This is a genomic window from Glycomyces mayteni (assembly GCF_042428885.1).
GTDB classification, from domain to species: Bacteria; Actinomycetota; Actinomycetes; order Mycobacteriales; family Micromonosporaceae; genus Glycomyces; species Glycomyces mayteni.
The window spans coordinates 1,288,488-1,301,366 of the sequence record NZ_JBHMBP010000004.1 but is presented as its reverse complement, the minus strand read 5'-3'; the positions used below and the strand labels follow the sequence as shown (position 1 = coordinate 1,301,366).

Here is a 12,879-nt window from a genome sequence, read left to right as displayed (position 1 = left end):
TTATGTTGAGCTGGTGGACGATTTCAACAGGGCCGGGAACGCGGTCCACGGCGCACGCCGCATCTGGGTGCCCCTCGCCGTCGTCGGCGTGCTCCTCGCGCTCACCGCCGTCGAAGGACTCATCCCCAAAGCGCTCCCCGCGGGCGAGGAGCTCCCCGCCGGGACCGTCATCGAGTTCGGCAGCGACCGCGACGTCTCCGCCCAGGTCGGCGAGGGCTGGACCCTCGACAAGGACGCCAGCAGCGCCGACTCCGGCCTCGCGTTCACCCAAGGCGACGTCTCCGTGCAGCTCGGCTTCATCGCCTTCAACGCTGCGAAACCCGACGTCACCGAGATGTGGGAGGGCATGGACCGCGTGCTCGACATCGAACGGCACTCCGGCGCCGACGTCGCCCTCGGCGAGCCCTCCGAATTCGACACCAAGTGGATCGAGGGCGGCCTCTACGGCACCCTCCAGATCGACACCCGCATCGGCACCGCGTTCGTCCTCCCGGCCGCCGACGGCACCCAAGCGGTCGAGGCCAAGGTCCTCGGCCCCCTCCACGCGCGGGCCGAGGTGTGGGACTCCGCGATGTCGATCATCGACTCCGTGGCCTTCGACGACGAGGAGCAGCGCGCATGACCGCCATCGCCAGGCCCGAGACCGCCGTCCGGCCCGCCGTCGACGTCAAGTCCCTCGCCCTGTGGGCGATGATCGCCGCCTCCGCGTTCGGACTGTGGACGCTCCAGAAGAACCTGCTGCCGATGGCGCTGGCGTTCCCGGAGTCGGCGGCGCTGAACGTCGCGGTGCTCGGGGTGTGCCTGGTCGTGGGCGTGTGGCTGGCGCGGCGGACGATGCGGCCGGTGCAGGCGCCGCCGTGGTCGGGGACCTGGCTGGCGCTCATGTGGGGCGGGTTCGCCGCGTGCGGACTCGCGCTGCTGATGAACACGCGGACGTTCTCGATCTGGTCGCGCACGTTCGACCTGGAGACGGCCGGGAGCTGGTCGGCGGCGCTGACGGCGCCCCTGAACGAGGAGGTCGCGAAGATCGCCGGGGTGGTGCTGCTCGCGGCGGTCTCGACGCGGCTGGTGCGCGGCGCGGCGGACGGGCTCGTCTACGGGGCGCTCGTCGGCTTCGGGTTCCAGGTGGTGGAGAACTTCCTGTACGGCTTCAACGGGGTGGTGATGGCGGGCGGCGTGGAGCCGTTCGCGGCGACGCTCCAGACGGTCGTGGTGCGGGTCGGGCTGACCGGGATCGGGTCGCACTGGACGATGAGCGCCGTCGCGGGCGCGGGCATCGGGTACCTGGTGGGCGCGACGGGGCGGTCGGCGGCGCGGCGCGTGTGGGTCGCGGCGGCGTGCCTGGCGGTCGCGATGGGGATGCACTTCCTGTTCGACAGCCCGTGGTTCGAAGGGGTCGCGGGGGCGGTCGGGAAGCCGCTGTTCAACTTCGCGGTGCTGCTGGTCGTGTTCTTCACGGTGCGGCGCGGGTTCCGGGCGCGGTGGGCGGCGGTCTCCGCGGAGGAGGTCGCGGCCGGGACGCTCTCGGAGGACGAGGCCGGGGGCCTGTCGCGGCGGCGATCGCGCCGCCGGTTCCTGCGCGCGTTCGCTCACGGCCCGGAACGGGAGGCGCAGCGGCGGTTGCAGCGCGCGCAGCTGGCGCTCTTGGAGGAGCGGGTGCCCGAGCACCTGCCGTTCGAGGCGGCGCGGCCCCGGCGGGAAGCCGTCGCGGCGGCGCGGAGCTGACCGAAGTCGGGCCCGGCGCGACTAAAGTATCGCCGCCCGCATCCGTTCTCCTCCTTGCGAACTAGTCCTTAAGGATTGAGTTTATGCAGGTGGGAAGGGATGTTATATGCTGGTGCCGTTCGCATTCAACGGAAAGGCGGCGGCCCCATGCCCACCGAGCACACCAGGACCGACGGCGACGGAAGCACCGTCGTCGCCGAGGCACCCTGGGTCGCCCCGGCGGCCCTCATCGCGCTCCCGATCGTGGGGGCGGCGCTCGGGTGGGGCCTGGTCCTCATCGCGGAGTGGATCACCGGGCTGTCGTGGTTCCCGTTCCAAGGCCTGTTCGAGCTGGTGACCGACCTGCCGCGGGCCGTGCAGCTCATCGGCGGGACCGCGCTCGGGCTCGTCGCCGGGCTCGTGCTCGCGCTGTGGGTGGTCAGCGAGCTGCTCAAGGTGACCGTCGGGCGCGACGCGCTGCGGTTCAAGCGCGGCGACGACGAGCAGGAGGTGGCGCGCGGCGACGTCGCCTCCGTGTTCCTCGACGGCAAGCGGCTCGTGGTCCTCGGCCACCGCCGCCAGGAGCTCGCGCAGGTCGACTTCGACCTCGACCGCGACGAGCTCGCCGCGGCGCTGCGGCGCCACGGCTACACGTGGCAGCCCGGCGGCGACCCGTACGGCGGCGAGCTCAAACGCTGGGTCCCCGGCGCCGACGGCCTCCCGCGCGGGGCCGACGCCCTGCTCAAGGCCCGCGAGCGCGCCCTGGAGAAGTCCAACGACGGCGACCTGCGGGAGCTGCGCGAGGAGCTCGCCGGGATCGACGTGGTCGTGCGCGACCGCGACAAGAAGCAGTACTGGCGGCTCTCCGACCCGGCCTGACGGCCGGCGCTAGGGGCGCGCGTTCGGGGCGTCCCGGTCGCCGCGACCTCGCGACCCGGTACCCCGACCCGGTCGATCGCCTGATGCGGCCCGGCCCCGCCGGTGGCACCATCGGAGGCGTCCACCGGAAAGGAAGCCCCGCATGACCGTGCTGCTGATCTTCGGGCTGGCGATCCTCCTCGCCGCCGTCGTCCCCGGCCCCGACTTCGCGATGGTCGTGCGCAACACCGTCATGTCCGGCCGCGGGAGCGGCATGTGGACGGCGCTGGGCATCGGGCTCGGCATCGCCGTGTGGGTCGTCGCGACCTCGGTCGGGCTCGCCGCGCTGCTCGCGGCCTCCGCGATCGCGTTCACCGCCGTCAAGCTCGCGGGCGCCGTGTACCTCGTCTACCTCGGGGTTCGCGCGATCGTCACCGCGGTCCGGGAGCGGCGCCGGCCCGCCGCGGCGATCGCGCTCGACCGGGGGATGAGCAGCTGGGCCGCGTTCCGGTCGGGCCTGCTGTGCAACCTGCTCAACCCCAAGGCGGTCGTGCTGTTCACCGCGCTCATGCCGCAGTTCCTCGGGACGGGCGGCGACTGGACCGTCATCGTGGAGCTCGCGGCCGTCGGGACGGCGGTCAGCGGCGGGTTCTACCTGCTGCTCGCCAACCTGATCGGGCTCATGCGCAAGGTCCTGGAGCGGCCGCGGGTGCGCGCCTGGCTCAACGGTGCGACCGGGGCCGTCATGGTCGCCCTCGGCATCCGCGTGGCCGCGAACTGACACCGCTTCCGTTGCGCGCCATGGCTTGACCGACTCCCGGGGGAGCCGCGCGCGGGCGGCGCGGGGCGATGCGGTGAGATAGCACAGCGGCGGCCAGCCGACCGGGCCTGCGCGCTTGCGGGAGCGCGCGGACCCGGCAGTCCGGCCGCCGTTCCTGTGCGCGAAACCCGGTGGCGGGCCGCGGACGCGCCGTCAGACAATCGTGCCCATGAATGAATGGGAACTCGAAGCCGAGATCGCGTCGTACTACGAGCGCGGCGGCGAGCGCGAGCGGTTGAGCCGCAACGCGCGCGGCCGCCTGGAGTTCGCGCGCATGCAGGACCTGCTGCGCCGGGTGCTGCCCGGCGATGGCCTGGACGTGCTCGACGTCGGCGGCGCCACGGGCGTCCACGCGTCCTGGCTCGCCGCGGACGGCCACAAGGTGACCCTCGTGGACCCGGTCCCCAGCCAGGTCGAGGTCGCCGCGCAGATCCCGGGGGTCGACGCGGTCGTCGGCGACGCGCGCGACCTCCCTTGCGGGGACGCGGCTTTCGACGCGGTGCTGCTCATGGGGCCGCTGTACCACCTGACCGAGCGGGAGCAGCGGGTGCGCGCGGTCGCGGAGGCGCGGCGGTGCGCGCGTCCCGGCGGGATCGTCGCGGCCGTGACGATCAACCGGGCGGCGGCCTGGAACGACTGGCTCCTGTTCATGGCCCACGGCATCGACCGGCACATCACCGCCGAGGACAGCCTCCAGGTCCTGCGCGACGGGCAGCTGCGCTTCCACGACCAGGAGATGTTCACGACCGCGCACCTCTCCCACCCGTCCGAGACCGCCTCGGAGTTCGCGGACGCGGGCCTGGCGGCGCAGCAGTACGCGGTGCAGGGCTTCCCGGGGTACCTCCCCGAGCTGGAGGCGCTCATCGACGACGAGGACGCCCGCGCGCACCTCATGGAGGGCCTGCGCGTCATCGAGCGGGAGCCGTCGCTGATCGGCGCGAGCAACCACCTGCTGACCGTGGCCGCCGTCCCCGAGTAGCCACAGCGCCCCGCTTCGCGGCCGCGGTCCGGTTGGCGCGCAAGCGCTGCCGCGGCCGCGGGGGCTTCCCCTGCGGGGGCGGCGGTGCCAGACTGGACGGATTCGAGGGACGCGAGTGCCGCAGGGAGGCGCCATGCGATGGGTCCGGATCGGTGTCATCGGCCTGTTCCTGCTGGCCGCGTGCGGGGCCGCGCTCGGCGGGAGCGTCGCGGGCCGCGACGCCGGGCCCGGGACCGGCGCCGAGGGCGATGCCGCGGGCGACGGCGTGGAGGACCCGGAGACCGGTGTCGAGGCCGCCGGGCCCTCCGCGCCGCCGGACCTGACCGCGACGGCCGAGATCCGCCGCTCCTTCATGGCGCCGGGGAGCGTCACCGTCGCGGTGACCAACCACGGGGACGCGCCCGTCCGTGTCACCGGCGTCGAACTCGTCTCGGACTCTTTCGCGCCCTTGGGCGTCCAGGAGTTCGACGCCGAGGTCCCCGGGGAGGACCGGACCCGCGACCTGCTCACCGCGTACGGCGAGGCCGTCTGCCCCGACGGCGTCGACTCCACCGCCGCGCCGTCGACCGCGGTCCTGCACGTCGAGACCGAGGACGGCGCGGCCCACGAGGTCGCCGCCGAATTGTCGTACCCCAACGGCACGCTTGACCGGCTGCTCAGGGAAGCCTGCGCCGCCCAGGCGATCGCCGCCGCCACCGCGATCGAACTCGGCGAGCTGACCGCGGCGGCGGACGGCACACTCGAAGGGGGGTTGACACTGCGGCCGCTGAACGGGGCCGCCGTCGGCGCGACCGAAGTCCGCGGGAGCGTCATCTTCACGGTCGAGTCCGCGCCGCTGGCCGACGCCCCGCTCCAGGGCGACCCGGGCGAGACCGTCACGGTCCCGCTCGTCTTCGACGCCTTCCGCTGCGAGGGCCACGCGGTCGGCGACGCCAAGCAGCCCTTCGGCTTCACCGTCTGGGTCCTTCTCGATGACGCCGACCCGATCCCCACGCCCATCACCGTCCCCGACGCCCAGCGCGAGGACCTGTGGGCGATGCTCGACGACCGCTGCGGCCGCACCGACTAGGCGGCGGGCGGCCAAGGCCGGGGCCGGTCCGGTCCCCGAGGTCGGGTGTGTCGGATCGCGGCCGCCCCCGGCTTCAACGGTGCCCGGCCGGTACGACAGTCTCGCCGCGAGCGCTGGGGTTCCGTACCCTGCGGTCGGGCGTGTCGGTGCGGAGGCGCCCCCGGCTTCAACGGTGCCAGCGGGGTGCGACAGTCCGCGGCGGGCGGCGGGCGGCGGGGGGGCCAAGGCCGGGGCCGGGGCGGGGTGGCGGGGGTCTCGGGGGCGGAAGTGGGGGAGGCGGTCGTGGCACATCGGACGTACGCTTGGCCGGTGGGTGATCACATCGATACCTCCGGTAACGAAGCGCATAAACTGCGAACCCGCCTCGTCGGCGGCCTGCGGACCAGCGGAGTGCTCCGGAGCGAATCGGTGGAGACCGCGATGCTCGCCGTCCCCCGCCACCGCTTCATCCCCGAGGCGCCCCTGCGGACCGCCTACGCCGACGACGTCTACGTGACCAAGCGCAACAGCGACGGCGACGCCGTCAGCTCCGCCTCCCAGCCCTCCATCGTCGCCGAGATGCTCGAACAGCTCGACGTGCGCCCCGGCCACCGCGTCCTGGAGATCGGCGCCGGCACCGGCTACAACGCCGCGCTCCTCGACGCGCTCGTCGGCCCCGAAGGCGGCGTCACCACCGTGGACATCGACGCCGACGCCGTCGCCCGCGCCCGCAGCGCCCTCGACGACGTCGGATGCGAACGCGTGCAAGCGGTCCAAGGCGACGGCGAACTCGGCTGGCCCGGCGGCGCCCCCTACGACCGCGTCATCGCCACCGTCGGCACCTGGGACCTCCCGCCCGCCTGGTGGGACCAGCTCGCCGACGGCGGGCGGCTCGTCGCCCCGCTGAGCATCCGCGGGTGCGAGCACTCCGTCGCCTTCGACTACCGCGGCGGCGTCATGCGCAGCCGCTCCATCGTCAGCTGCGGCTTCATGCCCATGCGCGGTCTCGGCAGCCACGAAGGCCACACCGTCGAACTCGCCTCCGGGCGCATCCTCACCTTTCACGTGGACGAGGAGGTGGAGGCCGCCGGCGCCGAGAACGCGCTCGACGGACGCGGCTCCACCGTGTGGACCTCCGTGCGGCTCAAAGTGAACGAGGACGCCAACCAGCTCTCCCTGTGGCTCGCGTGCGCGTTCCCCGGCTACGGCCGCATGAGCGCCCCCTTCGGCGACCACGGCCTCCAGCGGCTCCTCATGCGCTGGGCCAACCCCGCGGTCGTCGAGGGCTCCGACTTCGCGTACGTCGTGTGCCGGAAAGTCCCCGGCGGCAACGAGATCGGGGTCCGCGGGCACGGCCCCGACGGCGCCGCGCTGGCGGCGCGGGTGGCCGCGCAGGCGAACCTGTGGGACCGCGAGTGCCGCGACGGCGTGAGCCTCCAGATCGCCGCGTACCGGGACGGCGGGCCGCCCGAGGACGCCGCGGGGGTGCGCTTCACGGTCCCGAAGCGCCACACCCGCTTGGCGATCCGCGTCGCGCCCGTGTCCGGCGCCCTCGGGTAGCGGCCCGCCCGACTCCTCCCCGACGCCCGTTCTAGGGTGGAGGGGTTCAGCACCCGACGGCCGCCGCCCGCCCCCTCGCGGCCCCCGAAAGGCCGCGGGTGACCCCGAGTAGCGAATTCGCTTCGACCGGTCGCAGTGGACGCAATGCGCTATGAATGGTCGACGCTCCGAAACCCTCCCGGCCCCACTCGCCTCCGCCCCGAGTCGGTCGGACGACAACACGTGAAATGAGAAAGGACGCCCCCGATGTCCGATCCGACATTCAAGCAGCGGGCACGCTATTGGTTCGACAACACCATGTCGAAGGGCACGAAAGCGCTCATCGGATGGCTCACCGTCATCACTCTGGTGCTCACTGCGATCGGTGCCCTCTTCCTGCTGATGGTCGGCGGCGGCGACGGCCTCAGCGGGTCACTGTGGACCTCCTTCGCGCACATCCTCGACGCCGGGACCATTACCGGCGACTCCGATGTCGGCTATCCGTTCATGGTCGTCATGTTCATCACGACCATCGGCGGCCTGATCATCCTGTCGTCGCTCGTCGGTGTCCTCACCACCGGTCTCGACGCGAAGCTCGAAGACCTCCGCAAAGGGCGCTCGTTCGTCGTTGAGAAAGATCACACCGTCATTCTCGGATGGTCCGATCAGGTCTTCATCATCATCTCGGAACTGGTGGAGGCCAACGAGAGCGAGAAGCGCGCGGTCATCGCGATCCTCGCCGACCGCGACAAGGTCGAGATGGAGGACGAGATCCGCTCCAAGATCGGCGACCTCAAGACCACGCACGTGGTGTGCCGCACCGGCGACCCCGCCGACCCCGACGACATCGGGATCGTCAACCCCGGCCAGGCCAAGAGCGTCATCCTCCTCACCTCCGGCGAGGACGACCCCGACGCGCAGCTCGTGCGCAGCCTCCTCGCCGTCACCCAGGGCGGCCAGGGCGCGCTGAAGTGCCACGTCGTGGGCGCGGTCGCCGAGAGCCGGAACCTGCCCGCGGCCCGCCTCGCGGGCGGGCGCGGCGCGCACGTGGTGGACGCGAACGACCTCATGGCCCGCCTCATGGTCCAGACCTGCCGCCAGTCCGGCCTCTCGGTCGTCTACACCGACCTGCTCGACTTCGGCGGCGACGAGATCTACATGGTCGAGGAGCCGAACCTGTTCGGCCGCCCCCTGAGCCAGGCCCTGCACTCCTACCGGACGTCCTCGTTCCTCGGCGTCCTCACCAAGGAGGGCCGGTGCATCGTCAACCCGCCCTCGAACGCGCAGCTCCAGCCCGGCGACAAGCTCATCCTCATCGCCTCCGACGACTCCGCGATCCGCCTCGACGGCTCGCGGCCCGTCATCGACGAGTCCGCGATCGTCGCCCGCGCCGAGCCGGCGCACCGGCCCGAGCGGACCCTCATCCTCGGCTGGAACGCCAAGACCCGCATGGTCCTGGAGCAGCTCGACCAGTACGTCGCGCCCGGCTCGGTCACCGACGTCGTCACCGACCACCCCGACGCGGCCGAGGCGATCCGCAAGATCGGCCCCACGATGCGCGTCCAGGGCCTCAACTTCAAGCAGGACGACACGACCGACCGGGTCCTGCTCGAATCGCTCAACCCCGGCTCGTACGACCACATCATCGCCCTGTGCTCCGACGACGTGGCGCCGCAGCTCGCCGACTCCCGGACGCTCGTGACCCTGCTCCACCTGCGCGACATGTCGCAGCGCGCGAACACCCGCTTCAAGGTCGTCTCCGAGATGGCCGACGACCGCAACCGCACGCTCGCGCAGGTCACACAGGCCGACGACTTCATCGTCAGCGACAAGCTCATCAGCCTCCTGCTCACGCAGACCGCCGAGAACCCGCACCTGTCGCACGTGTTCGGGAACCTGTTCAGCCCCGAGGGCTCGGAGATCTACCTCAAGCCCGCCGACCACTACGTGCGGCCCGGGGTGCCGGTCAACTTCTACACCGTCGCCGAGTCGGCGCGCCGCCGCGGCGAGACCGCGATCGGGTACCGGGTCGTGGCCGAGGCGCAGCAGGCCCCCAGCTACGGCGTCCACCTGAACCCGGACAAGTCGCTCCAGTTCATGGTCCAGCCCACCGACAAGATCATCGTGCTCGCCGAAGACTGAGGTCTTACGACCTCCGGTGGAGCACGAATTACTCCCGTGAGCGGAGGCCGGTGTCGGTCGCCCCGGGTAGCTTCGACAGGGTCCCGCAACACCCGGCGGGAGCAGCGACGACGCTGCGCCTATCGAAGGAACCAGGATGACCGACACCACCCCGGCCACCGACGCCGGACCCGAGGCCCCGGCCAGGGCCCCGATCACCCGATTGTGGGCGTACGCCCGCCAGCACCTGCGCCTGCTGCTCATCGGCGGCGCGCTCTCGTTCGCGGGCGGGCTCGTCGGCCTCGTCCAGCCGCTCATCGCGATGGACGTGATCGACACCCTCTCCAACGGCGAGTCCCTCACGCGCCCGCTCCTGTACCTCGGGGCGGTCGTGATCGTCGGCGGCGCCCTGAGCGCCCTCGGCCCCTACCTCATGCAGATCGCCGGTCAGGACGTCGTCCTGACCGTGCGCAAGCAGCTCATCGGGCGGCTCGTGCGCCTCCAGGTCGCCGAGGTCGACCGGCTCAAGCCCGGCGACCTGGTGTCCCGGCTGACCTCCGACACGAACCTGCTGCGCACCGTCGCCAGCACCACCGTCATCGGCGGCGTCACCGACGCGTTCATGATCCTCGGCGGCATCGGCCTCATGGCCTGGCTCGACCCGGTCCTGTTCGGCACCACCATGGCCATGGTCGCGATGGTCACGGTCATGATGCTGTTCATCATGCCGCGCATCCAGAACGCCACCGTCGACTCGCAGAAGGCCCTGGGCGACATGGGGTCCCTGCTGGAGCGGATCTTCAGCGCGTTCCGCACCGTCAAGGCCTCCGGCGCCGAGGACCACGAGACCGCCCGCCTGGAGGCGGCGGCCACCACCGCCCGCGACAAGGGCGTCAAGGCCTCGTTCTGGGAGGCGCTCGCGGGCGTCGCCGCGTTCATGCCCGTGAACATCGCGTTCCTGCTGGTCCTCGGCGTCGGCGGCGCGCGCGTCGCCTCCGGGGCCATGGAGGTCGGCACCCTCATCGGCTTCCTGCTGCTGCTGTTCTACCTGATGGGCCCGATCAGCGGCCTCGTCGCGTCGCTCTCGCAGCTCCAGACGGGCCTGGCCGCGATCCACCGCGTCGAGGAGGTCGCGAACCTCGACTCCGAGGCCGAGCGTCCCGAAGCGGCGCAGCGCGAGTCGCATGTCGCGGTGGCCGAGGGCCCGGCGCAGGTCGGGTTCGAGGACGTGACGTTCCGGTACGCCGAGGACCTGCCGTACGTGCACCACGGCGTGACGTTCGCGTCGGGCGGGCGCGGCCTCACCGCGCTCGTGGGGCCCTCGGGCGCGGGCAAGACCACCGTGTTCTCGCTGATCGAGCGGTTCTACCCGGCGACGAGCGGGCGGGTCACGGTCGACGGCGTCGACGTGCGCGAGTGGCCGCTGGAGGACCTGCGGGGGCTCATCGGCTACGTCGAGCAGGACGCGCCGGTCCTCGACGGGTCGCTGCGCGAGAACCTCGTGATGGCCGCGCAGGACGCCACGGACTCCGAGATCGAGGACGTCGTCAAGACCGCGCGCCTCACCGAGCTGGTCGAGAAGCTCCCCGAGGGCCTCGACTCGCGGATCGGCTACCGCGGCACCACGCTCTCGGGCGGCGAGCGCCAGCGCGTCGCCATCGCGCGGGCGCTGCTGCGCAAGCCGCGGCTGCTGCTCCTGGACGAGGCGACCTCGCAGCTCGACGCCGCGAACGAGGCGTCGCTCAAGCAGGTCATGCTCGACGCGGCCGAGCACACGAACGTCATCGTCGTGGCGCACCGGCTCTCGACGGTGACCAGCGCCGACCAGATCGTCGTGTTCGACGCCGGGCTCGTGCGCGCGGTCGGCACGCACGCCGAGCTGGTGGCGTCCGACGAGCTGTACCGCGACCTGGCGGCCTCGCAGTTGCTCACGGCCGCTTAGCGAACGGAGCACGGGGGCGACAGCACGGGGCGGGCCGCGGCCCGCCCCGTGCTGTCCGCCGACAGTGCCGTGCAGGCGGGTTGAGCGGGGGATTCGGGCGGGTCTCGGAGGGTCTTCGCAAATCGGGCGTCGCGAGGTCCCCCCAGCTTCGATGGTGCCCGAGGGGTCCGACAGTGCCCTGGGGACCCGACTGCGCCGTGCGGGCGGGAGCGGGGAATCCGATATTCGCGGGCTTCGATGCTTGACGTTCGGGCGCGGTTGTATCAAGATGTTGTAGAAAGCGATTTCTATCGCTTTGGCAGGCTGAACAGAGCGGTCCACGCTGTCATCGGGTCGTTATTTTTATCCGATGACAGAAACCGGTTCCCGGATCACCGGAACGGTGCGGCGGACCGTGTGCTCGGCCCGGGGCCCGCCGCTCCGGTGACCGGACCGATGGTCGCGGTGGTGCATGCCGGGGTGGCCGCCACCGCCGGAGCGGCGGGCCTCCGCAGCGCCTCCGGCGATGCGGCCCCTGTGGACGGCCCCGCGGGCTAGGGTGAATCGCCCGATTTCAACCAGGATTCAGGCCGTGTTCAACCGCGGTCCCGCGCGAGTACGGCCGCGCGCGGTTGGCTGAGGGTGACCCAGACCCCCGACGGGCCGACGTCCCGTCAGAGAAAGGTGGACGCACATGTCCCGCAAGGGCGCCCTCCTTCGCGGCGCGGCCGCACTCGCCGCCGCGGCCGCGCTGATCGGCACGATCGCCGCCCCGGCCGCCGCCAAGCCGCACCGCCCCCACCACGACCCGGGCCCGGTGGTCATCGCCCACCGCGGCGCGAGCGGGTACCTGCCCGAGCACACGCTGGAGGCCTATCAGCTGGCCGTCGAGCTCGGCGCCGACGTGGTCGAGCCGGACCTGGTGCTCACCAAGGACGGCGAGCTGATCGCCCGCCACGAGCCGGTGCTGGACGAGACCACCGACGTCGAGGACCACCCCGAGTTCGCCGACCGCGAGACCACGAAGCTGGTCGACGGCAGCCCCGTCACCGGCTTCTTCGCCGACGACTTCACCCTCGCGGAGATCAAGACCCTCCGGGCCGAGGAGCGCCTCCCCGACCTCCGGCCGCAGAGCGCCGCGCACGACGGCGAGTTCCAGCTCGTCACGTACGACGAGATCCTCGACTGGGTCGCGACCCTGGACGAGCCGGTCGTCACCTACCCGGAGATGAAGCACCCGTCCTACTACGCGGACAAGGGGATGAGCATCGAGGAGTCGCTCGCCGACCTCCTGGACGAGCGCGGGCTCGACAAGCGGCGCTCGCCGGTGTGGATCCAGTCGTTCGAGTACCAGAGCCTGCTCAACATCGACAAGCTCGTGGACAACCGGATCGGGCTGAACATCGACGGGCAGGGCGCGATCCCGAACGCCGCGCTCAACGAGTACGCGCGGACGCTCGACACCATCAGCCTCAACAAGAACCGCATCTTCCCGCGCGACGCCGACGGCTACCTCCAGGAGCCGACGGACATCGTGGAGCGGGCGCACCGGCGCGGGCTGGACGTGCACGTGTGGACGTTCCGCGCCGAGAACACGTTCCTGCCCGCGGACTTCCGGTCGAGCGACGACCCGGCCGCGCGCGGGGACTACCTCGCCGAGTTCGAGCTGTTCTACGACCTCGGCGTGGACGCCGTGTTCTCCGACTACCCGGACCTCGCCGTCGAGGCGCGCGAGGCCTGCCGGGCCTAGACCCGGGAATCGCAACACCGAGAAAGAGGGGCCGCCCTGCCGCCGGGGCGGCCCCTCCTCGCGTCCGCGGGCTTGACCGGGGGAGGGCTATCTACTAGTTTCGATATATGAACGAGTATTCGCATGGCGAACACTCGGT

10 protein-coding genes are annotated in these 12,879 nt (G+C 72.0%); all 10 read left to right on the top strand.

The window, feature by feature from the left end; translation table 11 throughout:
• The first annotated feature begins 13 nt into the window (after window positions 1-13).
• The 10 genes from ACFFXY_RS21315 to ACFFXY_RS21270 all read left to right on the top strand — a co-directional run bounded on the left by ACFFXY_RS21315 (window position 14) and on the right by ACFFXY_RS21270 (window position 12,740).
• The gene (locus ACFFXY_RS21315) at window positions 14-622 is read left to right on the top strand and encodes a hypothetical protein (protein WP_382355259.1); all 609 of its coding nucleotides are present in this window, start codon (window positions 14-16) and stop codon (window positions 620-622) included.
• On the top strand, window positions 619-1,725 hold the full coding sequence (locus ACFFXY_RS21310; protein ID WP_382355257.1) for a PrsW family intramembrane metalloprotease: 1,107 nt from the start codon (window positions 619-621) through the stop codon (window positions 1,723-1,725). The genes ACFFXY_RS21315 and ACFFXY_RS21310 overlap by 4 nt, the downstream gene beginning before the upstream one ends.
• Before the next feature lie 147 nt (window positions 1,726-1,872).
• On the top strand, window positions 1,873-2,583 hold the full coding sequence (locus tag ACFFXY_RS21305) for a YqeB family protein (RefSeq protein ID WP_382355254.1): 711 nt from the start codon (window positions 1,873-1,875) through the stop codon (window positions 2,581-2,583).
• A gap of 142 nt (window positions 2,584-2,725) precedes the next feature.
• Entirely contained in the window at window positions 2,726-3,343 is a 618-nt protein-coding gene (locus ACFFXY_RS21300; protein WP_382355251.1) for a LysE family translocator, read from the top strand.
• Window positions 3,344-3,551: 208 nt separating this feature from the next.
• Window positions 3,552-4,361, top strand: coding sequence for a class I SAM-dependent methyltransferase (locus tag ACFFXY_RS21295; RefSeq protein ID WP_382355248.1), 810 nt, complete (start codon window positions 3,552-3,554; stop codon window positions 4,359-4,361).
• A gap of 133 nt (window positions 4,362-4,494) precedes the next feature.
• Window positions 4,495-5,430 carry a hypothetical protein gene (locus tag ACFFXY_RS21290; RefSeq protein WP_382355245.1) on the top strand — a complete coding sequence of 312 codons (936 nt, stop codon included), beginning with the start codon at window positions 4,495-4,497 and terminating at the stop codon, window positions 5,428-5,430.
• A 45-nt stretch (window positions 5,431-5,475) separates the two neighbouring features.
• Entirely contained in the window at window positions 5,476-6,969 is a 1,494-nt protein-coding gene (gene fxlM / locus ACFFXY_RS21285) for a methyltransferase, FxLD system (RefSeq protein WP_382355242.1), read from the top strand.
• A 246-nt stretch (window positions 6,970-7,215) separates the two neighbouring features.
• Window positions 7,216-9,090 carry a CASTOR/POLLUX-related putative ion channel gene (locus ACFFXY_RS21280; protein WP_382355239.1) on the top strand — a complete coding sequence of 625 codons (1,875 nt, stop codon included), beginning with the start codon at window positions 7,216-7,218 and terminating at the stop codon, window positions 9,088-9,090.
• A gap of 136 nt (window positions 9,091-9,226) precedes the next feature.
• Window positions 9,227-11,011 carry an ABC transporter ATP-binding protein gene (locus ACFFXY_RS21275; RefSeq protein WP_382355237.1) on the top strand — a complete coding sequence of 595 codons (1,785 nt, stop codon included), beginning with the start codon at window positions 9,227-9,229 and terminating at the stop codon, window positions 11,009-11,011.
• A 673-nt stretch (window positions 11,012-11,684) separates the two neighbouring features.
• Window positions 11,685-12,740 carry a glycerophosphodiester phosphodiesterase family protein gene (locus tag ACFFXY_RS21270; protein WP_382355234.1) on the top strand — a complete coding sequence of 352 codons (1,056 nt, stop codon included), beginning with the start codon at window positions 11,685-11,687 and terminating at the stop codon, window positions 12,738-12,740.
• Window positions 12,741-12,879 lie beyond the last annotated feature (139 nt).